The sequence below is a fragment of the Pseudogemmobacter bohemicus genome (genome assembly GCF_003290025.1).
GTDB lineage: Bacteria > Pseudomonadota > Alphaproteobacteria > Rhodobacterales > Rhodobacteraceae > Pseudogemmobacter > Pseudogemmobacter bohemicus.
Genome location: NZ_QNHG01000004.1, coordinates 198,390 through 219,944, shown reverse-complemented (window position 1 = coordinate 219,944; position 21,555 = coordinate 198,390). Strand labels below are relative to the sequence as shown.

The 21,555-nt window shown below is 64.4% G+C and carries 25 protein-coding genes, 1 other RNA gene, 2 pseudogenes and 1 riboswitch; of the genes and pseudogenes, 21 read left to right on the top strand and 7 right to left on the bottom strand.

The window, feature by feature from the left end:
* The first annotated feature begins 90 nt into the window (after positions 1-90).
* Positions 91-765 (top strand): EF-hand domain-containing protein, encoded by a 675-nt coding sequence (locus tag DRF71_RS20165; RefSeq protein ID WP_157971207.1) that lies wholly within the window; start codon positions 91-93, stop codon positions 763-765.
* A 75-nt stretch (positions 766-840) separates the two neighbouring features.
* On the opposite strand, the gene DRF71_RS20160 is transcribed toward DRF71_RS20165, so the two are convergent.
* A complete protein-coding gene (locus DRF71_RS20160; protein ID WP_112312343.1) occupies positions 841-1,596 on the bottom strand; it encodes a VOC family protein in 756 nt (251 codons plus the stop codon).
* A gap of 1 nt (position 1,597) precedes the next feature.
* Positions 1,598-1,960 carry a DUF1428 domain-containing protein gene (locus tag DRF71_RS20155; RefSeq protein ID WP_112312342.1) on the bottom strand — a complete coding sequence of 121 codons (363 nt, stop codon included), beginning with the start codon at positions 1,958-1,960 and terminating at the stop codon, positions 1,598-1,600.
* A gap of 939 nt (positions 1,961-2,899) precedes the next feature.
* On the opposite strand from DRF71_RS20155, the gene DRF71_RS20150 reads away from it, so the two are divergent.
* The 4 genes and pseudogenes from DRF71_RS20150 (at position 2,900) to DRF71_RS20135 (ending at position 6,628) form a co-directional block, all read left to right on the top strand.
* Entirely contained in the window at positions 2,900-3,478 is a 579-nt protein-coding gene (locus DRF71_RS20150; protein ID WP_198672297.1) for a TetR/AcrR family transcriptional regulator, read from the top strand.
* Positions 3,475-3,819 (top strand): DMT family transporter, encoded by a 345-nt coding sequence (locus tag DRF71_RS20145; protein WP_112312340.1) that lies wholly within the window; start codon positions 3,475-3,477, stop codon positions 3,817-3,819. Before DRF71_RS20150 ends, DRF71_RS20145 begins: the two co-directional genes overlap by 4 nt.
* Before the next feature lie 81 nt (positions 3,820-3,900).
* On the top strand, positions 3,901-4,809 hold the full coding sequence (ppk2, locus tag DRF71_RS20140) for a polyphosphate kinase 2 (RefSeq protein WP_112312339.1): 909 nt from the start codon (positions 3,901-3,903) through the stop codon (positions 4,807-4,809).
* A gap of 376 nt (positions 4,810-5,185) precedes the next feature.
* Positions 5,186-6,628, top strand: a pseudogene (locus DRF71_RS20135) (IS1182 family transposase).
* A gap of 46 nt (positions 6,629-6,674) precedes the next feature.
* Here the strand turns inward: DRF71_RS20135 and DRF71_RS29530 are convergent.
* Complete coding sequence (locus DRF71_RS29530) at positions 6,675-7,040, bottom strand: DUF3885 domain-containing protein (RefSeq protein WP_112312338.1); 366 nt, start codon at positions 7,038-7,040, stop codon at positions 6,675-6,677.
* A pseudogene (locus DRF71_RS20125) lies at positions 7,037-7,161 on the bottom strand (IS5/IS1182 family transposase); the annotation flags it as partial. The pseudogene DRF71_RS20125 and the gene DRF71_RS29530, both read right to left, overlap by 4 nt.
* 251 nt (positions 7,162-7,412) lie before the next feature.
* Here DRF71_RS20125 and ssrA point away from each other — a divergent pair.
* Positions 7,413-7,761, top strand: a transfer-messenger RNA (tmRNA) gene (gene ssrA / locus DRF71_RS20120).
* A gap of 268 nt (positions 7,762-8,029) precedes the next feature.
* Here ssrA and DRF71_RS20115 read toward each other — a convergent pair.
* Complete coding sequence (locus DRF71_RS20115) at positions 8,030-8,962, bottom strand: IS5 family transposase (RefSeq protein ID WP_112310399.1); 933 nt, start codon at positions 8,960-8,962, stop codon at positions 8,030-8,032.
* Positions 8,963-9,744: 782 nt separating this feature from the next.
* Here DRF71_RS20115 and DRF71_RS20110 point away from each other — a divergent pair.
* The gene (locus DRF71_RS20110) at positions 9,745-10,491 is read left to right on the top strand and encodes a YoaK family protein (protein WP_157971205.1); all 747 of its coding nucleotides are present in this window, start codon (positions 9,745-9,747) and stop codon (positions 10,489-10,491) included.
* A 55-nt stretch (positions 10,492-10,546) separates the two neighbouring features.
* Here the strand turns inward: DRF71_RS20110 and DRF71_RS20105 are convergent, their stop codons facing one another.
* Positions 10,547-12,829, bottom strand: coding sequence for an adenosylcobalamin-dependent ribonucleoside-diphosphate reductase (locus DRF71_RS20105; RefSeq protein WP_112312336.1), 2,283 nt, complete (start codon positions 12,827-12,829; stop codon positions 10,547-10,549).
* A 261-nt stretch (positions 12,830-13,090) separates the two neighbouring features.
* Between DRF71_RS20105 and DRF71_RS20100 the strand changes: the two genes are divergently transcribed.
* Positions 13,091-13,519, top strand: coding sequence for a DUF1489 family protein (locus DRF71_RS20100; protein ID WP_112312335.1), 429 nt, complete (start codon positions 13,091-13,093; stop codon positions 13,517-13,519).
* A gap of 78 nt (positions 13,520-13,597) precedes the next feature.
* Here the strand turns inward: DRF71_RS20100 and DRF71_RS20095 are convergent, their stop codons facing one another.
* On the bottom strand, positions 13,598-13,999 hold the full coding sequence (locus tag DRF71_RS20095; RefSeq protein WP_112312709.1) for a bactofilin family protein: 402 nt from the start codon (positions 13,997-13,999) through the stop codon (positions 13,598-13,600).
* Between the two features lie 291 nt (positions 14,000-14,290).
* Positions 14,291-14,502: riboswitch (cobalamin riboswitch) on the top strand.
* A 149-nt stretch (positions 14,503-14,651) separates the two neighbouring features.
* Here DRF71_RS20095 and bluB point away from each other — a divergent pair.
* The 13 genes from bluB to DRF71_RS20040 all read left to right on the top strand — a co-directional run bounded on the left by bluB (position 14,652) and on the right by DRF71_RS20040 (position 21,555).
* Entirely contained in the window at positions 14,652-15,413 is a 762-nt protein-coding gene (gene bluB, locus DRF71_RS20090) for a 5,6-dimethylbenzimidazole synthase (protein WP_232831608.1), read from the top strand.
* Positions 15,414-15,596: 183 nt separating this feature from the next.
* A complete protein-coding gene (locus DRF71_RS20085) occupies positions 15,597-15,827 on the top strand; it encodes a hypothetical protein (protein ID WP_112312334.1) in 231 nt (76 codons plus the stop codon).
* On the top strand, positions 15,827-16,036 hold the full coding sequence (locus DRF71_RS20080) for a hypothetical protein (protein ID WP_112312333.1): 210 nt from the start codon (positions 15,827-15,829) through the stop codon (positions 16,034-16,036). Before DRF71_RS20085 ends, DRF71_RS20080 begins: the two co-directional genes overlap by 1 nt.
* 3 nt (positions 16,037-16,039) lie before the next feature.
* Positions 16,040-16,276, top strand: coding sequence for a hypothetical protein (locus tag DRF71_RS20075; RefSeq protein ID WP_112312332.1), 237 nt, complete (start codon positions 16,040-16,042; stop codon positions 16,274-16,276).
* Between the two features lie 4 nt (positions 16,277-16,280).
* A complete protein-coding gene (locus DRF71_RS27625) occupies positions 16,281-16,418 on the top strand; it encodes a hypothetical protein (RefSeq protein ID WP_157971204.1) in 138 nt (45 codons plus the stop codon).
* Positions 16,415-16,777: a DUF2730 family protein gene (locus tag DRF71_RS20070; protein ID WP_112312331.1), complete on the top strand. Its 363-nt coding sequence runs from the start codon at positions 16,415-16,417 to the stop codon at positions 16,775-16,777. Before DRF71_RS27625 ends, DRF71_RS20070 begins: the two co-directional genes overlap by 4 nt.
* Before the next feature lie 2 nt (positions 16,778-16,779).
* Positions 16,780-17,082: a VpaChn25_0724 family phage protein gene (locus DRF71_RS20065; protein ID WP_198672296.1), complete on the top strand. Its 303-nt coding sequence runs from the start codon at positions 16,780-16,782 to the stop codon at positions 17,080-17,082.
* Positions 17,083-17,085: 3 nt separating this feature from the next.
* Positions 17,086-17,670, top strand: a complete 585-nt coding sequence (locus tag DRF71_RS20060; RefSeq protein ID WP_112312329.1) for a phage protein Gp27 family protein — start codon at positions 17,086-17,088, stop codon at positions 17,668-17,670.
* Entirely contained in the window at positions 17,667-17,912 is a 246-nt protein-coding gene (locus tag DRF71_RS20055; protein ID WP_112312328.1) for a DUF2312 domain-containing protein, read from the top strand. The genes DRF71_RS20060 and DRF71_RS20055 overlap by 4 nt, the downstream gene beginning before the upstream one ends.
* Before the next feature lie 2 nt (positions 17,913-17,914).
* The gene (locus DRF71_RS20050; RefSeq protein WP_198672295.1) at positions 17,915-18,259 is read left to right on the top strand and encodes a DUF7694 domain-containing protein; all 345 of its coding nucleotides are present in this window, start codon (positions 17,915-17,917) and stop codon (positions 18,257-18,259) included.
* Between the two features lie 47 nt (positions 18,260-18,306).
* Positions 18,307-18,441, top strand: coding sequence for a hypothetical protein (locus DRF71_RS29100; protein ID WP_269814393.1), 135 nt, complete (start codon positions 18,307-18,309; stop codon positions 18,439-18,441).
* Positions 18,442-18,466: 25 nt separating this feature from the next.
* Positions 18,467-21,028, top strand: coding sequence for a hypothetical protein (locus tag DRF71_RS20045; protein ID WP_157971203.1), 2,562 nt, complete (start codon positions 18,467-18,469; stop codon positions 21,026-21,028).
* Positions 21,028-21,555: a hypothetical protein gene (locus DRF71_RS20040; protein WP_112312326.1), complete on the top strand. Its 528-nt coding sequence runs from the start codon at positions 21,028-21,030 to the stop codon at positions 21,553-21,555. The genes DRF71_RS20045 and DRF71_RS20040 overlap by 1 nt, the downstream gene beginning before the upstream one ends.

The window sequence follows — 21,555 nt, the reverse complement described above, 5'->3', positions numbered from 1 at the left end:
GGAGGCGCCGGGGTTTTCGCGGGTGCTGCCATGGGATTGACATCATTGGCTGATCGGCTGCCCCGGACCCGTTCAGAGATGGAGCTTATTTTGATATCCTTTTCAAAGCATTCGAAAACCAGCGCCGGGCGCGGCGGGCTGGTGCGGAGAACCGCTACGGCTTTCGGTCTGGCGCTGAGCCTCGGCCTCACGACCGGGACCGCCGGCGCGGATCCGGCGCAGGATCTGGCGGTGCTGGAAAAACGCGTCAACGGTGACCCTGAGCGCGATGATGCCCTCAGCTATCTCATGGTGCAGGTTACCAATCACGAGCCCGGCACGGTGCCCGAAGTGTCCTGGATGGCGGGGAGGCTTGGCTTTGATCGGCGCAGCAATGGGCAGGCGGTGCTGCCCTTTGAATATCGCACCATGCTCCTGCGCGAAGGGGCAGCGGCCCGGGCGCAGTTTCTGGGGCAACTGATGGTGGCCGATCTGGATGGCGACTGGACGATCACCCGCGAAGAAATGCTGGCCACGCTGAATTCGGGTGATGGGCGCGCCTCGGCCGAGCTGTTCCTGCGCGGCGATACGGATGCCAATCTGGTGCTGGATTTCGATGAGATCAGGGAAGTGGTGCGGGCGAGTTCTGAGAGCCGCAGCTACGGTCGCAACTGGACGCGCGTTTACACCCTGGCACAGCTGATTGATTTCGACGAAGACGGGCTGCTGACGGGGGACGAGATCGGCCGGGCCTGGAGGGCCGCGCAACTGCGGGCCGGGCGATAATCGCGCGCCCAGGGGTAATAGCGCGCCCAGGGGTCCGGCCCCGGGCGCGCAACCTGGTTTTGGGGACGGCGGGCCTCAGCGCGGCCCGACCACGGCAAAGGCCGCGCCGCGCGGGTCCAGCGCCATGGTGATCCAGGCGCCGCCGGGAACCTCGACCGGCCCATGCAGCACCTTGCCGCCCGCGACAGGAATGGCCGCCGTTGCCGCATCGACCCCGGAAACCCCGAAATAGGGGAGCCAATGCGGCGGCGCGCCTTCCATCCCGACCATCCCCATCATGCCGCCGATATCGCGACCGCCTTGGGCGAAAAGCTGGTATTTGCCATCGGCGCCCATATCCATCGCATCGGTGGCGCTCCAGCCAAAGAGGGCGGCGTAGAACTGGAAACCGGCCTCGGGATCGGTGGAATGCAGCTCATGCCACTGGCCATGGCCGGGCTTTGCCTGGTCGAAGGCAGTCCCCTCCTGGCCATCCAGCGGCTGCAACACGCCGAAAGTCACGCCCTGGGGATCGGTGAGGATCGCGAAACGGCCGGTGCCGGGGATGTCTTCGGGCGCGCGGTGGACATTGGCGCCCAGGACCTTTGCCTTCGCCACCGACTGGTCGCAGTTATCAACCGCGAAATAGACCATCCAGAATTCCGGCATGGCGGTGTCGGGCTCCATAATGCCCGCGATCATGGCGCCGTCGCGGGCGGCAAGCCCGTAAGCGAAGCCCTCCATGCCGGCATCCTGAAAGCTCCAGCCGAGAAGCGGGCCGTAGAATGCGCGCGCGGTTTCGGCCGAGGCGGTGCAGAGTTCGTACCAGCAGGGTGTGCCGTGAAAGCTCATCTCAATCCTCCATCAGAAGCAGGCTGAAACCGCCATAAACCATGCGCTTGCCGTCGAAAGGCATGGCGCCGGGCTGCATATCCGGATCACTTGCGGCCCGGGTCTCCATACTCGCATAGGCCTTGTTGCGGGTGTCCTTGTCGGGCCAGGTCATCCAGCAGAAGACCACGCTTTCCCCCGGCTGGAGATCGACCGCACGCAGGAAATCGGTCTGTTTGCCGGCGGGGACATCGTCACCCCAGCCCGCAACCAGCGTCAATGCGCCGAGGGCTTTGAATTCCTTCCACCATTTCTGTTCATGCGCGCGGTAGGTCTCGCGGTCCTCATTGCGGACCGGGATCAGAAAGCCGTCGATATAGGTCATGGGAGCCTCCCTTTGGCCATCAATCCTTGCCCGGAAAGGGTTTTGCCGATGGGGTGCAAAAGCAACCCAAATTTCCATGATGGGCGGGAAGTGACCATTTGCGCAGGCGGCCGGTATAGACGAGGGGCCAGCCCCCCTCGCGGCTTTGCAGCCCAATCCGGGGATATTCAGCTGTTCGGTCCCGGCCTCTGGCGGATCGGATTTACGATGCAACGATCCCGCCCTGAGGTCCCGGGCTTGCGGATGTGTCGGGCGCAAGACCGTTGCCTGTCCTGAACCTGCCGGCACAGGTGCAGGCCGCGATGGAGGCGCCGGGATCTGCGCGAAGCGGATCATCTCGCTCGTCGTGGAAGCGCTTCACGGTGGTCTCCCTGATCATGCGGTTCATCCGTTCGAGCTGCTCGTTGGTCCAGGGGTGTTTCCTCCTGGTCAGCCTAAGATCGGGGCGTGTTCACGCCAGATGCGCCCGAAAATCTGCCCGAAGGCGCTGATGCAGGTCTGTAGGTGCAGGTCTGTTGTCGGCAACGCCTGCCGCCCGGCGCGACAGGCCCGTTGATCCCTGGGGCGAACCAGATCCTCAGCGCGCCACAGCGCCTGAGCGTTTTGTTACAGGCTGACCGGTTATGGCCGGTGTCGGTCTGCTCCTGACGCTCAGCTGCCCTGTTGGATTCCCAGGAGGAATCCAGCGGGGATTTGTGCAACACGGCCCTTGCGATGCACTGGCCAGCGGAGGATTCCGATGACTTGCCTGAAAGCCCCAGCTTCGATCCGTCCGCTGCAGCCGCGTTTCTCGCCATAGTCCGGGCCGCCCCGGGCAAGAGAGTTCCAGGCCTCTCCCGCCGCGCGCAATCGGTGGCCGGGGCTGGCAGGACAGGAATGGAATATCTCGGTAAAGAAACTTCTTGCCCATTACATACCAAAAGGTATGTAATCCCCCACATGGAGCAAACCCCGCCAGAGACCCGATCCGCGCCCCGCCGTCGCCAGCCGGAAATCCTGCGCCGCAGATTGCTGGATGCGGCGGCGGCGCTGGCGGTGGGGGGAGGCGTCCAGGCGGTGACCATCGAGGCCGTGGCCCGTGCCGCCGGTGTCACCAAAGGCGGCCTCTTTCACCATTTCCCCGACAAGGAAGCGCTGATCGACGCCCTGCTGCGCGACCTCCTCGACCTGTTCGATGCCGAAATCGACCGCGCCATGGCGAAGGACCCTGAACAGCGCGGCTGTTTCACGCGCGCCTGGATCCGGGCGACACTTGACCCGGCGATCGCGGCCTCGGCGCCGCTGAATGCGGTGCTGCTGATGAATACCCGGATGCGCGAGGTCTGGTCGGACTGGCTGCGCGCAAGGCTCCTGCGCCACGCGGCGACCGACAGCGACCCCTGGTTCAGCGTCCTGCGCCATGCGGCAGACGGGTTCTGGCTGGCCGATCTCTGGCAGGTGCAACCCGATCTGCGCGCACCCTCTGCCACGATACGCGACCAGCTGCTTGCCCTGACCCTGAAAGAACCCGGCCCATGAATCCCAGCCTGATCACCTATGGAACCCTGATCCTTGCCGTCTCGCTGGAGGTGATGGCCACCTCGCTCTTGCCGCAGACGCGGCAATTCACCCGGCTGATCCCCACCGCGGCCATGCTCTGCCTTTACGGGGCGGCGTTTTTCTTCCTGTCGCATGCGCTGAAGACGCTGCCGGTGGGGATCGCCTATGCGATCTGGTCGGGTTTCGGCATCGTGCTGATTTCGATGATCGGCTGGATCTGGCTGAAGCAGTCGCTGGATCTGGCGGCGGTGATCGGGATCGCGCTGATCCTTGCCGGCGTCCTTGTGATCAATCTCTTCTCCCATTCGGCGCCGCATTGATTTCCGTTACCGGGATGTCATGCTTCCGTTACGCTTCGCTGGCATTGAGATGCCGAAATCCCCTCACGCGCGACGGATGCCATGAACGAACCGACCCCGCAGGACTGGCTGGAAGCTGAACTCTCGGATTCCTTTGATGAGGATTACGAACTCGCGCTGGAAGATGCCGAGCTGTCGCAGGAAATCGCGAAGATCTACAAAAAGCGCCACGGGCCCAGCATGGAGCGCAAGGAGTATCTGCGCGCGCTGATCCGGCTGCAGGCCGAGCTGATCCGGCTGCAATCCTGGGTGCAATACCACAAGGAACGGGTGGTCGTGATCTTCGAGGGCCGCGATTCCGCCGGCAAGGGCGGCGTGATCAAGCGGATCACCCAGCGGCTGAATCCGCGTGTGGCGCGCACAGTAGCGCTGCCGGCGCCCTCGGACCGCGAGAAAACCCAGTGGTATTTTCAGCGTTATGTGCCGCATCTGCCGGCGGGCGGCGAGATGGTGCTCTTCGACCGTTCCTGGTATAACCGTGCCGGGGTTGAGCGGGTGATGGGCTTTGCCTCGGAAGACCAGGTGGAACAGTTCTTCCAGGACGTGCCGGAATTCGAGCGGATGCTGGTGCGCTCGGGGATCAGGGTGGTGAAATACTGGTTCTCGATCACCGATGAGGAACAGCAGATGCGCTTCCTGATGCGCATCCATGATCCGATGAAGCAGTGGAAACTCTCGCCGATGGATCTGCAAAGCCGGGTCCGGTGGGAGCAGTATACCAAGGCGAAAGAAGAGATGTTCGCCCGCACCAATATCGACGAAGCCCCCTGGTATATCGTCGAGGGCACCGACAAGAAACGCGCAAGGCTGAACTGCATCGACCACCTCCTGGGCCTCTTCCCCTATGAGGATGTGCCGCATGAGGAAATCCAGCTGCCCGAGCGCGTCTTCAACCCCGATTATGAGCGCGCCGTGCTGCCGCCGGAACTCTACGTTCCGCTGAAATACTGAGAAACAGACGTCCCGGCGCCTTTCCGGCGCCGGAAGGCCTCCGGCGGGGATATTTAAGGACAGATGAAATGCGTGCCCGCATGCATCGTAAGCGGTGCACAGACCTCCGAAATCCGCCCTGTCCTCTTGGTTGAGACTGTGGTTGCGCCCGGAGAGGCCAGATCTGTGGGCGCAATACGATGCGTTCGGCTCCGGCAGTCCGATAACCGTCGCTGGCAACATTCAAAGATCAGCTTCAGGACCGAAGCGCCGCGGTGATCCGAACGTCTCTTGACAGGCGGCGAGCATGACACGGTTGGGCAGGATGTTGGTTTGAGCCGAGGGTGTGTGGAAACTCCGCTCTATGGTAGACTTCTGCATGGCTGCGGGGATCGGCATGTCAGGTTTCATCGAAGGCGTAGCGCGCGGGCAGACAGTCCTTTTCCCCGATCGGCTCGAGGACTGGATCCATGAGGATCATCTGGTCCGGGTGGTCGATCTCTTCGTAGATGAGCTTGATCTGGCTGACTTCGGCTTCGTGCGGTCGGCAGCGGCACGCACGGGTCGCCCCGGCTACCATCCTGCTGTTCTGCTCAAGCTGTTCATCTACGGCTACCTGAACCGGATCCCGTCGAGCCGCAGGCTGGAGCGCGAGGCGGGGCCGCAACGTCGGACTGATGTGGCTGACGGGCCGGCTGGTGCCCGATCATAAGACCATCGCCGATTTCCGCCGCGACAACGGCGCTGGCATCCGCCGAACCTGCGCCCAGTTTGTGGAGCTGTGCCGCCGCATCGGTGTGCTGAAGGGCGCGTGCATTGCCATCGACGGCAGCAAGTTCCGGGCAGTGAATGCACGGGATCGCAACTTCACCAAGGGCAAGGTCGCCAGCCGCATCGCCCATCTGGAGGCGGACGTCGAACGCTACATCGCCGAGATGGTCCGCGTCGATCAACAAGAAGAAGGCGAGGTTCGGGCCGAGAAGGTCGCGCATTTGGCCAAGCGCTACGGCCGCGTCCGCCAGCACATCCAGCATCTGCAAGCTATGGATCGCGCGCTGGCCGATGCACCGGACGGTCAGATCTCCCTGACAGATCCTGACGCCCGCGCCATGGCCACGAGCGCCCGCAACAGCGGTATGGTCGGCTACAACGTCCAGACCGCCGTCGATGCGGAAACGCACCTGATCGTCGTGCATGACGTCACCAATCAGGGCCATGACCGCGATCTTCTGGTGCCGATGGCGCTGGCCGCGCAGGAGGCGCTTCATCGTGACACGATGCATGTGCTGGCCGACAAGGGCTACTTCAGCGGACGGCAGATCCTGACCTGCCATGAGGCTGGCATCACCACAACGATCCCCAAGCCGGAGACGTCCGGCAACAGGATCAAGGGTATGTATGTGAAGCCCGACTTCGCCTACGAGGCCGATGCGGATGTCTACCGCTGCCCCGCTGGCGAAGCGCTGACCTCTACCGCTACACGACCGAGGAAGACGGGCTGGAACTGCGCCGCTACTGGACCGGGGAGTGCGGCGGATGCCCCATGAAGGCCCGCTGCACAACCGGCAAGGAGCGCCGGATCACCCGGTGGGCGCACGAGCATCTGATCGAGGCGGCACGGGCCAGGTTGATCGGACCAACTGAGCCGATGACGATCCGCCGCGGCACGGTCGCGCATCCCTTCGGCACCATCAAGGCCTGGATGGGCACGACCCACTTCCTGACCCGCAGGCTGAGGAACGTGAGGACCGAGATCGCGCTGAACGTCCTTGCCTGTAACATCAAACGGATGATGGCGCTGATCGGGATCCAAGGGCTGATGGCGGCGGTGAAGGCCTGAAAAGGGCCGCCAAACCACGTCCTGTCGAGATTTGTTGCTGGTCGCCTCATCTTGGCCGGAGCAACGCGTCAGATATCATCCGCGGTGAGTTTCCATACAGCCTAGGCCCATAGCGGACGGTCGTGTCTCTGGGCGTGAAGGTCTTAAGCATTTTCTCACGGTCATAATCCAACAGCCATTCATTGAACGCGTGACAGACTGGACGCAGCTTGCCGGGGTCAAGGGCAACGAGATCCATGCCTCGGTCATCGTAAACGTTCAGGACGATGCTCTGGTCGAAATCGACGATATAGATCCTGCTCAACCATCTCGCTTTCGGAAAGATGCCGATCTCGCGCGCTATGCATACCCATAGCAAAGCGTCTCGATTTTCACAGGAACGCCCTAGGGTCAGGACTCGTTCTCTGCTCATAACCAGAAGATGACGGTTGCAGCGAGAGCTATGGCTGACAGGAAGACCTTGGGCACCTGTCGTATCGGGTCGCACCGCGCCTCCAGTCCTTGAGCCTGCCGAACATGATCCCGATGCGGTTGCTCGATGAGTTCGTCAGGACGGTATCCGCACCTCAAGTGAATAGACTTTTGCATTCGGATACCCATAAACCTCCATCGAGCGGTTTCTTGTTCGCAGAATCTGATCAGGAATATATACGTCATTTTTTCAACGACATATTGTTCGATGAAGGGATTGATTTTGTGGATGGAGATTTATTCTCAATTAGGAGCCAGAAGCCCTCCGCTGCAAGGCCTTCGCCAGCTTAATTAAAAGAATAGTAGATTGCCCCCTCTTGCATTCTTTAACAATGCATGTTATGTATGTCCCGTCCGCAAGGACTATGGATATAAACGCGCATAGAATAGCTGGATCGGACGCGGGGGCGGTGCCCGCCGGCTCCACCACAAAGCCCGGCATTGCGGGTTTCTGGGGCCGAAACAGGATCGACGGACAGTCAAAGATGTTAGCTTTATCCCGGTGAGCTACTACCGTTATCGGTGCAAGCACAATAGTTGCCAATGACAACCGTGCTCCGGTGGCGATGGCTGCGTAAGCAGCTCTCAATACCAAAACTAAGTCCTTAGGCTTAGCCGCTTAAGGCGGGGCCCCCAGGAGCCTGGCAACAGAATCCTGGACCTTGCCTTCATTCCCGATTTTTAAGATTGCCGCATCTTTGGTGTGAGTTTCCGGATTTTATGGGAAATTGGGTGGCGTCTGGCTAACAGGCTGTGCTCATCCTTCGTGTATATTTTAACAGATTGTTTTTTTAACAGGCGTAGATTTAATAAAGCAGGAAATCCCTCTTGGGTCATTTTGACAAAAGGAATTCTGCTGATCTGCGACCTGTGATTGGCGTTGTTGCGCAACTCATGGGTGATGCATGATGTCTCCTTTCCCGGTTGGTGTCACGCCACGCGGACGATCTCAGCGGTGCCGAGCGCATTGAAGCGGTTGATGAGGGCGATGCGGATCTGGATATCGGCGGTCTGACGGTCCGGGTCTCTCGCTGCGATGCGATCACCGAAGGCTTTGAGGCACCGCATTTTCGCCTCGATACGACTTCTGACATGGTATCCGGTCCATCGCTTCCAGAACGCCCTGCCATAGTGCCGGGTGGCGCGAAGTGTTTCGTTTCGGGTGATTGCCGCCGGGCAGTCCTCTTTCCACGGCCGACCGTTTTTGCGGATCGGGATGATCGGCGAGGCCTGACGGTCGATAATGGCGGCGTGGCAGCGGCGCGTGTCATACGCGCCATCGGCGGTCACGGTGCCGATCTCTTCGCCCTCGGGGATCTGGTTGAGCAGTTCCGGCAAGACAGGACTGTCACCATCGCTGCCGGGAGTGAATTCCACGGCGCGGATGTCAGATGTGGCGGCAGCCATGGTCAGATGCACCTTGCGCCATTGACGACGACCCTGAACACCGTGCTTGCGCGCCTGCCACTCTCCATCGCCGGGAAACTTGATGCCGGTGCTGTCAACCAGCAGGTTCAGGGGGCCATCGGCGCGCCGATACGGGATCTGGACGGCGAGCGTCTTCTGCCGACGGCACAGGGTCGTGTAGTCCGGCACCGCCCAGTTCAGGCCCGCCAACTTCAGCAAACTGGCCACCATCCCGGTCGTTTGCCAGAGCGGCAGCTTGAACAGGACCTTGATGGTCAGACAGAATTGGATCGCCGCGTCCGAGAACAACGCGGGGCGACCGGGGCTGCGGTCATGCGGCGCGAGCCAGGTCATCTCCTTGTCCAGCCAAATCAGTAGCGACCCGCGCTTGCGAAGCGAAGCAGTGTAGCTGAACCAGTGCGTCGTGCGGTAGCGGGCGGATGCAGGATTGCTCATGCATCACGTCTAACCGCATGCTTTCGTAATGGGAATCCTTCGCAAGATGAGTTCTGTAACAACGCCATGACGGGGCCAGATGATCGCCCCCGCCCTGTCAGCGTGACGATCTGCGCCGCGCCCCGGAAGTTGGGGCCGCGACCTCCGGCATGATCGGGTCCGCCTCTGTTGCTCGGGGCCGGCAAGCCCGGAGCCGGCCTGTCGCGGCCATATATGGGCAGAATGCCCGCAGCCCCGCCTCGCGCGCGCGGGATCCTGCCCCCTGGCGGAATCCGGCGCGATCTGACGCAAGCGCTGTCCGGACAGGAGCCGCCTCCTGAGGCGGAGCCGGATCGCGGTATCGCTGAACAACGGACCGCCGCCCGCTTCCCCATATATGGGGGCAAACCATGCCCTGCGCCTGCCCGGCCGGAGCCGCGCCCCTGAGGCCGCAAGGCATTGCTGAAGCGGATCCGGTCCCCGGGGGGGCTGCGGGACGATTGCCGGGCGAGCGCCGGCCAGCAACCCATGGCCCGACCCTAAAAATCCTTGTAGCCAGAGGCTGCCACAACAGGACCGGGAACCCCGCTTATGGGCGCATTGAGACTGCGCAAATGACCGGAAGGCGTGACTTTTCGATCCTGATCTGACCTCTGTGTCCGATCCCGCCGCGCCCTGTCGGTCGGGGAAGCTGGCCGGGCAGGGGGCGGCGAAGCCTTTCCTCGCCGCCCCCGCCGCGCTATGGGACAGAGGACCGGGCGCTGTCCGCAGACAGGCGGCCGACCGGCCGGAAAGGCTCGTCTGTGAAGCGGCATCGTCACATCCTGCATCCGCTGCAATCGGCGCGGATCATTCTGGGGCATCGGCGCACGGCCGGGGCGGATCTGGTGCTGGCCACCGTGATCGCGTTTACCGCAGGAGCGGCCAATGCGGGCGGCTTCTTCGCGCTTGGGCAATATACCTCGCATGTGACGGGGTATCTGTCGCAGCTGGCCGATCATCTGGTGGTGGCGGAATGGTGGATCTGCCTTGTCGCCATCGCCGCCATCGGTGCCTTCGTCACCGGAGCCGCCTTTTGTTCGCTGCTGATCCATTGGGCTCGGGTGCATATGCCGGGCCGGCAATATGCGCTGAGCGTGGCGGTCCAGGGCCTTTTCCTGATGCTCTTCGCCACTGGCGGCTGGTTTGAAAGCCCGCCCGGAAGGCTCTGGAGTGCGGCTTGCCTCTGTTTCACCATGGGGATGCAGAACGCCACCGTGAGCAAGATCTCGGGCGGCAGACTGCGCGCCACCCATGCCACCGCGATGGTCACCGATATCGGCATCGGGCTGGGCCGCGCGCTTTATCGCCGCCATGATCCCGAGCATACACCCAGGGTCGACTGGCATCGGATGCGGTTGATGGCGCAGCTGGTTTTCACCTTCTTCCTCGGCGGTGTGACCGGGGCGCTTGGCTATGCGCGGGTGGGGTTCCTGTTCTCGCTGCCGCTGGGATGTCTGTTGCTGGCTATGGCGCTGCCGGCGCTGTGGCGCTACCGCCAGTCGCTTTAGGCCGTCGCTTTAGGCCGTCGCTTTGGTCACAGCCTGACGGCGGTGCTTCGGGCGATCAGCTGCATTGCGAAAAACCACAGCTGGCGCAGGTCAGACAGCCCTCGGCCATGCGCAGCTCGTATGAGCCGCAACTGGGGCAGGCAGCCTGAGGTGCAGCCTGGGGCGCTGCCTGCGATACGTCCTGTTCCGTCCCCGGTTCCCCGTTTTCCTCTGCGGATACCGGATCGTCCACTGCTGCCGCCAGCGCGCCGCCGGGATCGGATTTCAGCCCCATCCCTTCTCCCGCGATAAAGCCGATGGCGATCAGGTGGCGCTCGATCACACCGCCGATGGCCGCGAGGATCGACGGGATATAGCGCCCCCCGATCCAGGCGCCGCCCCTCGGGTCGAACACCGCCTTCAGCTCTTCGACCACGAAAGACACATCGCCGCCGCGCCGGAACACCGCCGAGATCATCCGGGTCAGCGCCACGGTCCAGGCGAAATGCTCCATGTTTTTCGAGTTTATGAAGACCTCGAAGGGCCGCCGCCGCCCGCCGCTCACGATATCATTCACCGTGATATAAAGCGCATGTTCCGAGCCGGGCCAGCGGATCTTGTAGGTCTCGCCCGAAAGCGTCGTGGGGCGGGGCAGCGGGCTGTCACCAGCCTCCGGTTCCGGCGTGACGCTCAGGACCGCGCCGGTCACCGCATTGGGCCGGTAGGTGGTGCAACCCTTGCAGCCCATATCCCAGGCGGCGAGATAGACATCCCGGAACGCCTCGAAGGGGATATCCGCCGGGCAGTTGATGGTCTTTGAAATCGAGCTGTCGATATGGCGCTGCGCCGCCGCCTGCATCCGCAGATGGTCCAGCGGCTCAAGATCCTGAGCGGTGACGAAATGCGCGGGCAGGGGGGCGTCGCCCTGCATCTCGCGCCAGCGCATTACGGCGTAATCCTGCACCTCCTCCTCGCGTCGGCTGCCGTCTTTTTCCAGCACCTTGCGGCGGTAACTCCAGGCGAAGACCGGCTCGATCCCCGAGGAGACATTGCCCGCGTAAAGCGAGATGGTGCCGGTGGGCGCGATCGAGGTCACCAGTGCGTTGCGGATGCCATGGGCGCGGATGGAGTCGCGGATATCCGCATCCATCGTGGCCAGGGTGGCGCTGGCCAGAAAGCCATCGGTGTCAAAGAGCGGAAAGGGCCCGCGCTCTTTCGCCAGATCGACCGAGGCGCGGTAAGCCGCCCGCGACAGCGCGCCCAGCCAGGCATCCGTTTGTGCCACCGCCGCATCAGAGCCATAGCGCAGCCCGCACATCAAAAGCGCGTCGGCCAGGCCGGTGACCCCCAGCCCGATCCGCCGCTTGGCCCGGGCCTCGGCCTCTTGTTCGGGCAGCGGAAAGCGCGAGATATCGACCACATTATCCATCATCCGCACGGCGGTGGCGACGAGGCCAGACAGCTCTGCCGCCTCGATCCGTGCGGTCGGGGTAAAGGCATCCACCACCAGCGCCGCCAGATTGACCGAGCCCAGCAGGCAGGCGCCATAGGGGGGCAAGGGCTGTTCGCCGCAGGGATTGGTGGCGCTGATCGTCTCGGCATAAGCGAGGTTGTTCATCCGGTTGATGCGGTCGATGAAGATCACGCCCGGCTCGGCATAATCATAGGTCGCGCGCATGATCCGGTCCCAGAGCGCGCGGGCCGGCAGGCTGCGGTAGATCTTGCCGTCAAAGACCAGATCCCAGGCCGCATCGGCCCGGACCGCCGCCATGAATTCATCCGTTACCAACACGGAAAGGTTGAACATCCTGAGCCGCGCCGCATCCTGTTTCGCGGTGATGAAGTCGAGAATATCGGGATGGTCGCAGCGCAGGCAGGCCATCATCGCACCGCGCCGTGATCCGGCCGACATGATGGTGCGGCACATCGAATCCCAGACATCCATGAAGCTCAGCGGCCCCGAAGCATCCGCCGCGACCGAGGCCACCAGCGCGCCTTTCGGCCGGATGGTCGAGAAATCATAGCCGATGCCGCCGCCCTGCTGCAGCGTCAGGGCCGCCTCCTTCAGCGCCTGAAAGATCCCCGCCATCGAATCCGGGATCGTGCCCATCACAAAGCAGTTGAACAGGGTGACCGAGCGATCGGTGCCGGCCCCGGCGAGGATGCGGCCTGCCGGCAGAAAGCGGAACCCCTCCAGCGCGGCGAAGAATTCGGCCTCGCGCCCGGGGTCCCCGGAGTCGGCGACGGCAAGCGCGCGGGCGACGCGGCGCCAGCTGTCGGCGGCGGTCTGGTCGATGGGGGTGCCGTCGGCCTCTTTCAGCCGGTATTTCATATCCCAGATCCGCGCGGCGATGGGCATGGCAAAGGGCGCGTGATCCGCAGCGTGGCCGGTGATGTGACCGGCAGGCGAACGCGCAGCATCGGGCGCAGTATCTGGTACAGTATCGGGCAAGGGGCAGACCCTCCGGCAAAAAGGGCCGTCAGCGGCGCGAGGAAAGGCCAGCAGTTGCGCCGGATCCGGCCTGAGCCACAGGATAAGGGGGGCAGCGCTGCCGGTCAATCTTGCGCTCACTCTTGCGCCCGATCTTGCAGGGGCGGTTGGGGCGCCTATGATCCGGCCATGGGATTCGTCAATATACTCAAACTCTGCGTCGGTGCCGAAAGCATCGCTGATCTTGCCACCTGGCAAGAGGAAAACGCCGCGCGCTGGCCCGAGGGCCGGGCGGTGCATGTCACCCGTATGTGGCCCAAACGCGAGGCCGAAGTGCTGGCGGGCGGTTCGCTTTACTGGGTGATCAAGGGGGTGATCCTCTGTCGCCAGCGCATTCTCGGGCTGGAACGGGTCGAGGCGGGCGACGGCATCAGCCGCTGCGCCATTGTGATGGACCGCGAGATCATCCGCACCGAATCCGCACCGCGCCGGCCGTTTCAGGGCTGGCGCTATATCGGCCCGGATGAGGTGCCGCGCGATCTGACCCCGGGCCGCGCAGGCGATGACAGCCTGCCGCCCGAACTGGAGCGCGCGCTGGCCGAGATCGGGCTGCGCTGAGGCGCGGGCCCGGTTGCGGGCCCAGCCTCGCGTCCGGTTTCGCGTCCGGTCTGGGCCCCTGCATCATCCCTGCGAGGATCAGCCGCGATTGCGGGTAAACCGACCCTCGATCGTGGCGCCGCTTTCGATCACCAGGGTATCGTAGGAAATATCGGCGGTGACCTGCGCCGAAGCACGCATGGTGAAGTGATGGCTGTCGACCTTGCCGTCCAGCCTGCCATTCACCTCGACCGATTTGGCGCTGACCGAACCCGAGACGCGGCCATGCTGCCCGATTGCCAGCGCATCGGCGGTGATATTGCCATCCACCTCGCCCAGCACCTCAAGCGCGCCGGTCGAGCTGATCTCGCCGGTGATCTTCAGATCGGAACCAAGTACGGAACGGGTGGCATTGCTGCGGCTGGCACCGGCACCCGGAGCAGTCGTCGGGGAGCCAGCCTGTCCGGGCTCGCCATTCGGAGCGGCAGTTTTCGAGAACATGGAGGATCTTTCTGAAAGCGTCTTGCCGGCGATAAGGCGGGTTTGCGCTGCCAGGGTCAAGTGGACTGCGACAGGATGGGCAGGGCAAAGCCGGTTTTCTGCCGAAACTGTGACATGGGTGGGGATGGGACGGGGCGCGACCAGCGTGCGGCCGGGGGAAAAGACGCCAGGGCGCGTGCATGCCCGCCGCGCCGCGGCAAGGGGATTTCGCCGGGCCAGATGCCAGCGCGGCGGCGCGAATCAGGCAGGCTGCTGATTGCATTTTGCGGGTTTTTGCCGATACTGGCAGTGTCTGGTGCTTTCCGGCCCGGCTCTGGCGGCATGCCCTGCCCGGAGCGGCCGGAGGATAATCGGGAAGGCGGTGCAGATCCGCCGCGTGCCCAACGCTGTAAGGTCGACCGCAACCCTGCGGACCGGGCGGCAGATGCCACTGGCTTTGGCCGGGAAGGCGCTGTTCCGGAGTGAAGCCAAGCCAGAAGACCGGCCAGACCAGAACGGCCCCGTCTGCGCGGACGGCAGAAGGGGCGCCGGTTTGCCTGACAGGGGATTTGTCATGCCGATTTCCATGCCGCCCGCGGCAGCGTCCGATCTGTGTTCCGGGGCCACCGCTTCCGGACCCGCTGCTGGCGAGACCGCCGCGCCTGAGCACACCGTGCCTGAGCGCACCGGGCCCGAGAACACCGGGCCAGAGAAAGCCGCGCCTGGGTCAGCAGGCCATGCCGCCGCATCCCTCGGTCCCGATGGCCCCGCCGCTCCGTTCGATGCCGCAGAGCGGGCCGCCGTCTACCGTGCTATATTCGAGCGCCGCGATGTGCGCGACCAGTTCCTGCCCGATCCGGTCAGCGACGAGGTCCTGCTACGGCTGCTGAGTGCCGCCCATGCCGCGCCCTCGGTCGGGTTGTCGCAGCCGTGGAATTTCATCCTGATCCGCGATGCCGGGGTGCGGGCAGAGATCCGCGCGGCCTTCGGGGCCGCCAATGCCGAGGCGGCGGCGATGTTCGGCGAGGGGCGGCGGGCGCTTTATTCGCAGCTGAAGCTCCAGGGCATATCCGAGGCGCCGCTCTGCCTGTGCGTCACCTGCGACCGCTCGCGCGGCGGGCCGGTGGTGCTGGGGCGCACCCATGATGCGGCGACCGACCTCTATTCCACCGTCTGCGCGGTGCAAAACCTCTGGCTGGCGGCGCGGGCCGAGGGGATCGGTGTCGGCTGGGTGAGCATCTTCCGCGAGGGTGCGCTGCAGCGCATCCTGCATCTGCCCGGGGGCGTGGTGCCGGTGGCGCTGCTCTGCATCGGCCATGTGAGCGCGCTTTACGACCGGCCCGAATTGGAGATCCGGGGCTGGGGGCAGCGGCATCGGCTGGAGGATATGGTCTTTGCTGATCGCTGGGGAAGGGGCGATGCCGGCCCGGAATGACAGCCTGCTGCGGCGGAAAGGTCCACGAGCGCGCCCCGAAAGAGACTCTGCGCCGCTTCCTCGCGACCCACTTTGATGATCTGGCTCCGGTGATGGAAGAAATCGCGGAGCAGCGCGGCCCGATCATGTTGCCGACAACCCGGCTGGGTTTGCATCGCGCCGTATGACGGGGAGCGCCAGCTGATGGCACGGCTTGTCCCTTATCAGGAATGGTGGACGGCGGAAGTGATCGCGGCTGCGAAGCTTCCGGATCTGCCCGGCTCCCGGCAGGGAGTTGAAGCCCATATCAAGCGTCACGACTGGCGCGGTCAGCACCTTGCGACGGGTGATCATCGACGACCGATGGGCACCTTTGGGCGCGGCATCGCCGTCCGGCTGAGGCCCGCCACCGCGACGCGCTGCATTCGGCTCTGATGTCGGGTGCCATTGCCGCAGTCAGTCGCGGGCTGAGCTGGGATGATGCCAAGGCGGCGGTGCTCAATTATCTGCGGCGCTCAGTCCCCGACGCGCTGGCAGCGCTCGACCCCGATAATGCGGTTCTCGATGATCTGGTCGAGGGCAAGCTGCGCGAGGCCACGGCCAACACCTTCCCCTTGATCGCTTCGGCGCCGGCACAGGTGTGACGCATGGATGTCCTTTTCGCGGTGGCGGTGGTTGCCGGGCTCATCCTCGCCTTGCTGTCACTGCTCCGCCTCGCCTGGCGGGCCGAAACCACCGCCAAAGCCCAACGGGATGACGCCCTCGAGGCGCTGGAAACCGAACGAAGGATTGTCGATGCCACCCGTCAGACCCCTGATCCTCCTTCTGCTCGTGACTGGCTGCGGCGTTTCGGCGCCGCCCGAGCCGATCCCGACCAGCGGTGAGGTGATGTGCCGTTCCCTTGATCCGTTTGCCCGGGCACATGCCCGGGCGCTCGTCCATGATGGCGGTGACCAGTCGGTGGTGACCGGCCAGCAGCTGATTGCTGGCTTTGCCGGCGCTTGTCAGATGGAGAGCCGCGAGTGACCCCGGAAGAAATCACCTTGCAGGGCATGATCGTCGTGGCGGCGGGTATTTCTACGGTCGTCAACATGATGCTGCTGCTCTGGAACCTGTTTTCGGGCCCGTCCCGGAAGAATGGTGCCCGGCTCGACAGCTTCGGGGCTGCGATGGATGAAGTTGTGCTTCGGGTGGCTGCAATCGAGCAAACCCAGCGAGCGCTGCCCGACAAAGACGATATCCACGAACTCGATATCGCCATGACGAAGCTGGGCGGCGAGCTGGCGACGATGACCGAAAAGCTCGCGGGTGTGACCCAGATCATGTCCCGGCTCGAGGCGACAGTCAGCCGCCACGAAGATCACCTCCTCAAGCTGAAGTCCTGATCATGAACTTTGAAAACGACACCATTCGTCCCGATGCCCGCCTTATCATTCTGAAGGCGCTGGCTGGTCAGCCGGATCTGCGGATGCATTCGGGTTACATCAGCAAAGAACTGCTGCGCTTCGGCATCGACCGGCAGCGCGAGTGGATCCATGGCGAGTTTGACTGGCTTGAGCAAATGGGCGCGGTCACCGTGACCCGTCCGGGCTCGGTCCATGTCGCCATGATCACCGAAAAGGGCCTGCGCCACCTGCGCATGACCATCAATATCGAGGGTATCGACCGCCCCAGTCTGCCGGGGGCCTGAGCCATGGCGTCGGGGCGCGGGCGCCTTTCCAGTTTCGATCTCCTGCCGGGGGAGGCCGATGGCATTGTCGCCTGGGCGGCCGGCGAACTCGCGGACCGGGACAGGACGCAGACTGATATCTATGCCGAGTTTGTCGGGAAGTGCGAAGCCCTGATGGCCGAGCACCGGGGCGAGCTGGAATTCGTCATTCCGGCCTTCTCGAGCTTCAATCGGTTTTCGGTGCGTCAGGCGCGAATGTCACGCCGCCTCGATCAGACCCGCGAGATCGTGGCGGTCCTGCATCAGAAGCATGATGCCCAGGCCTCTGACGATCTGACCGTCATCGCGGCCGAGATGATCAAAGCCGCGGTGCTGCATACGCTTGGTGACGCTGACGATGCCACGGCGCCCGAGGATCTTAAACGTCTTGCCGATGGTCTTAAGGCGGCTCAGCTGGCCCAGAACCTCTCCTCTGACCGCAAGGCCAAGATCACGGCTGATGTGCAGAAGCGCCTTACCGAAGCCGTCGAGACCACCGCCAAAGCGCGCGGCCTGACCGCTGAAACCACCGAGGCCATCAAAGCCGAAATCCTGGGGGTGACCAGATGAGCGATGCTTTCAACATTACCGCAGACGAGCTGCGTCAGATGATCGAGCGGATCGAGCAGTTTGAGGCCGAGAAGAAGGACATCGCTCAGCAGCTTCAGGAAATCTATGCCGAGGCTAAGGGCCGGGGCTTCGACACCAAGGCCCTGCGCAAGATCGTGTCGCTGCGCAAGCAGGATGCGAACGAACGCCAGGAAGCTGATGCCATCCTTGAGGTCTATTTGACCGCCCTGGGGATGCAATGATGATGGATGGTGTGCCTCGCCAGATGACGGTGCTCGGGTTTGAGTGTGACCTTTACGAGGATCTCGGCCATCTGATTGTCGCGCATGACGGCTCTATCACCTGGGAGCAGCTCCAGGCGATCAAGAATGAGGTTTGGGGGCGTGGGGCCCGCGCCATTGAGGTCTATCCGCGCGCCGGCGATGTGGTGAACACCGGGCAGTGGCGGCACCTCTGGCGGCTGGGGGAGGCGGATTTCGCGCCGGATCTGCTCGGGCATGAGGCTGGTCGTTTTGCCGGCATTTGCGCTGACAGCCTGGAGCAGCGCAGCTACCGCGCCTGGTTCGCGGCCGAGAGGGCATTCCGGTGAGGAGCCGTTCCGCAGATCGAGCCACCACTGCGCTCTCGGGTACAGTTATGGTCGTGATCATTGGGATCACGGCATATGTCGCCTTTGTCAAAGATCAGGCGGAGCAGGCGATGCTCGCGGCTGGCGGCTGCACGAAGGTGATGGACCTCGACGCGCTATGGCTACACCGCCAAGGTGTTTGAAGTGGCCCGGGTCACGGATATCCTGATGAACCTCAATCAGGGCATTCATCTGAGGGAGCGCGACAGCAGTGATTTCAGCTGGACGCCGTCGCAGCTGATCCCCTGGAGCCCGCCCGCCGTCATCACCACGCCGCCGCCGCCCCAGACCGTGCCGGGCCTCGCAGCCGTCGCGTCGGTGATCACGGATGCCGGCGCGACCGCGCGCCGGCCGGCGATCACCCTGAGCTGGAACGCGGCCGGTGTGAGCGATGCGCGCGGCATTCTCTGGGAAGCAAGGCTGGCGAGTGAGGCCGCAGCCAGCCTCTCGGGCAGCTATAACAATGTCAGTTCGGGCGCGTTGCGGCTGGTGGCCGGGCTTTTGCCTGCCACGGCGTACCTGGTGCGGGCACGACCGATCCTCAACCGGGCCACCACCTGGACGGGCTGGCTGGCAGTCACGACGCCGGATGTCAGGATCGGCAGCGTCGATCTGACCACGGATGTCGTTGGCGCGATGGAAGATGCGCTCGAGGCGGCGGGGTTGGCGGATGCCTCCCGCGCAGCCGCGCAGGCGGCCGAGGCGGCGGCAGTGCTGGCGCGCAACACGGCCCTTGCAGCCCAGGCCGGTGCGACCGCCTCCGAGATCGCCGCCCGTTCTTCCGAGACCGCCGCCGCCGGCTCGGCCGGTGCCGCCGGCGCCAGTGCCACCGCTGCCGCCGCCAGTGGCGCGCTGGCCACAACCGGGGCGACAGAGGCCGGGAATTACGCCGCCCAGGCGCTGGATTACCGCAATACCGCAGCCCGGCTGACCGGCGGCGGGGTCAGCCGCAATCCGGTCTTCAACGACTGGACCGGATCGACGCCGCTCGGGATGCAGGTCACGCTCGGGGCGGGCAATGCGATCAGCCGGATCACCAGCGGCATCCGCTACAGCTCGGTCGCGCAGCTCTATGGGGCCGGCACCACGGATGGGCCATTCCTGCGCCTCAACCGGGTCACCAATGCCCTTGATTGCGCGCTCTCGCCGGCCGGCGTCCTGATCCGTGCCGAGATCGAATATATCGCGGGCAATCTGGCCAATGGCGGCGCCTTCCTGCGCGCGCTCTGGGTCGATACCGCCTCGCGTTTCGAGGTGCGGGAGCTGAAGAATTACATCACCGCCACCACCGGCATCGTGCAGGTGGTCGAGATCTATGTGCCGCGCCCGGCGGGCGCCGTGCCGGGCAGTGCCTCGAATTTCGCGGTCGATTTCATGGCGACATCGACCCAGGGTGGCGCGACCCGGGCCAGCGCCACTTTCCGGCTGCACCGGCTGGACTTCGAGGAGGTGCTGTCGAACAGCCAGACCTCGATCTATCAGCAGGCGGTGGCGGATCTGGCGGGCATCCAGTCGGCGGTGATCGGGCTGCGCGCGGTGGCTGGCTCCGGCGGCGCACTTCTCGAATTGGTCGCGACCTCCGGGCCGACCGGCTCCGCCTCGCTGGCGCGGATCTCGGCCGACAATATCCTGCTCGAGGGATCGGTGACGGCGGATTTCCTCTCGGTCAACTGGCTGGTCGGCGGGCTGATCCAGGCGGAATATTTTGAGGTCAACAGCCTCCTGACGGTGCAGCAGGGTGCCGGGCTGAGCTATGGCAAGGCCTCTGTCGCCTCTGACGAAACGGACGGTATCTATTTCGGGCATGATGGCGGGCGTTTTGGTCTGGCGGCCAGCCGCACCAATGCGGGCAAGCGCCAGAGCCTCAAACTCGCCAGCTCAACCGGGCTTCAGATCCTCAATGCCCGGCATTTCGTCTCGGGCGATGCGGTGCCCACCCAGATGATTTACACCGCATCGACCGCTGGCATCATCACTGTGCCGGCCGGTACCAGCCGCATGGCCTTTGACCTGATCGGCGGGGGGGGCGGCGGCGGCACACGGCAAAACAGCGGCGGCCAGTCCACCTGGGGCTATCCTGGCGGGGATACCACGGTCGAAGTCTATGACGGCGCCACGCTCAAACACAGCTTCGTCTCGGCCGGCGGCCAGGAGGGGCGGGGGATCAACACCAATGGCGGCACGGTCTCGACCCATGGCGCCGCCTGGGGCAGCGGCGGCAAAGGCGGGCTGAGCGGCACCGGCGGCTTTCCGTCGCAAGGCGGCTGGGCGGCAGCAGCGACGGTCACCGACTGGATTGATCTCTCGGGCTACGCCACGCCCCGGATCAGGATCACGCTGGGTGCCGGCGGTCTGCCCGGCGCCGGCGGGGCAGGCTGGAATACCGGCGATCCCGGCACACCCGGCCGGGTGGTCATGTCCTACAGCGCCGCGCGCGATGTGCGGGCCGATGTGGTGCCGCTGGAACCCACGGCGGTGGGCAGTTTCGTGACCACCACCACGGGCGCGGGGGCCTTCCCGGATCTCGGGGCGGGGCTCTGGATCCTGCACCGCAACACCGCCACGACCGGCATCGGCCTTGGCTATGTGACGCTGTCGCCGGGCAATGTGGTGCGAGCCTATCAGGATGGCTCCGCCACGCTGATCAGCAGCCAGACCCCGACCTATACCGGCGGCGAGGCCAGCTACACCGTCTTTTACGTCTTCTACGCGATGGGGAGCTGGGGCTGATGCGGATCTGGTATGACCCGGCGGATGGCCGGATCCTTTACACGCTGACGGGGGCGGCGGATCTGCCGGGCGACTATATCGAAAGCGATCTGAGCGCCGAAGAGCTGGGCGATCTCAGTGCCTGGGCGGTGATCGGCGGCGCTCTGGTCCGGGTCTCGCTGGAGCCCTTGCGGGTCGAGGCGCGGGCGGTGCTGACCGCCTTCATCACCACCACGCGCGCCGGGCTGATCACGGCATTGCCCGGTCAGGACATGATCTATCTCGCCAAAGAGGCCGAGGCGCGGGCCTGGATCGGGGCGACGGATCCCGACATCGCAGCCTTCCCGCTGCTCTCGGCCGAGACCGGCATCACCGCGCCGGACGCCGGCCAGCTGGCGCAGCTCTGGCTCAATATGGCCGATCTCTGGCGCGCGGCCGCAGCCAGCCTCGAGGCGCTGCGCCTCTCGACGCTCGCGGCCATCGCTGCCGCCCAGACCCCCGAAGACATCACGGCGGCGCTGGCCGCCCTTACCCCTCAGGAGACCTGA

Coding starts and splice junctions, on each gene's coding strand:
- DRF71_RS20160 (WP_112312343.1), bottom strand. CDS start 1,596: ATGAGCTTTCACGGCACACCCTGCTGGTACGAACTCTGCACCGCCTCG.
- DRF71_RS20155 (WP_112312342.1), bottom strand. CDS start 1,960: ATGACCTATATCGACGGCTTTCTGATCCCGGTCCGCAATGAGGACCGC.
- DRF71_RS20150 (WP_198672297.1), top strand. CDS start 2,900: ATGGAGCAAACCCCGCCAGAGACCCGATCCGCGCCCCGCCGTCGCCAG.
- DRF71_RS20145 (WP_112312340.1), top strand. CDS start 3,475: ATGAATCCCAGCCTGATCACCTATGGAACCCTGATCCTTGCCGTCTCG.
- ppk2 (WP_112312339.1), top strand. CDS start 3,901: ATGAACGAACCGACCCCGCAGGACTGGCTGGAAGCTGAACTCTCGGAT.
- DRF71_RS29530 (WP_112312338.1), bottom strand. CDS start 7,040: ATGAGCAGAGAACGAGTCCTGACCCTAGGGCGTTCCTGTGAAAATCGA.
- DRF71_RS20115 (WP_112310399.1), bottom strand. CDS start 8,962: ATGAGCAATCCTGCATCCGCCCGCTACCGCACGACGCACTGGTTCAGC.
- DRF71_RS20105 (WP_112312336.1), bottom strand. CDS start 12,829: ATGCCCATCGCCGCGCGGATCTGGGATATGAAATACCGGCTGAAAGAG.
- DRF71_RS20100 (WP_112312335.1), top strand. CDS start 13,091: ATGGGATTCGTCAATATACTCAAACTCTGCGTCGGTGCCGAAAGCATC.
- DRF71_RS20095 (WP_112312709.1), bottom strand. CDS start 13,999: ATGTTCTCGAAAACTGCCGCTCCGAATGGCGAGCCCGGACAGGCTGGC.
- DRF71_RS20085 (WP_112312334.1), top strand. CDS start 15,597: ATGGCACGGCTTGTCCCTTATCAGGAATGGTGGACGGCGGAAGTGATC.
- DRF71_RS20080 (WP_112312333.1), top strand. CDS start 15,827: ATGTCGGGTGCCATTGCCGCAGTCAGTCGCGGGCTGAGCTGGGATGAT.
- DRF71_RS20075 (WP_112312332.1), top strand. CDS start 16,040: ATGGATGTCCTTTTCGCGGTGGCGGTGGTTGCCGGGCTCATCCTCGCC.
- DRF71_RS27625 (WP_157971204.1), top strand. CDS start 16,281: ATGTGCCGTTCCCTTGATCCGTTTGCCCGGGCACATGCCCGGGCGCTC.
- DRF71_RS20065 (WP_198672296.1), top strand. CDS start 16,780: ATGAACTTTGAAAACGACACCATTCGTCCCGATGCCCGCCTTATCATT.
- DRF71_RS20060 (WP_112312329.1), top strand. CDS start 17,086: ATGGCGTCGGGGCGCGGGCGCCTTTCCAGTTTCGATCTCCTGCCGGGG.
- DRF71_RS20055 (WP_112312328.1), top strand. CDS start 17,667: ATGAGCGATGCTTTCAACATTACCGCAGACGAGCTGCGTCAGATGATC.
- DRF71_RS20050 (WP_198672295.1), top strand. CDS start 17,915: ATGGATGGTGTGCCTCGCCAGATGACGGTGCTCGGGTTTGAGTGTGAC.
- DRF71_RS29100 (WP_269814393.1), top strand. CDS start 18,307: ATGGTCGTGATCATTGGGATCACGGCATATGTCGCCTTTGTCAAAGAT.
- DRF71_RS20045 (WP_157971203.1), top strand. CDS start 18,467: ATGAACCTCAATCAGGGCATTCATCTGAGGGAGCGCGACAGCAGTGAT.
- DRF71_RS20040 (WP_112312326.1), top strand. CDS start 21,028: ATGCGGATCTGGTATGACCCGGCGGATGGCCGGATCCTTTACACGCTG.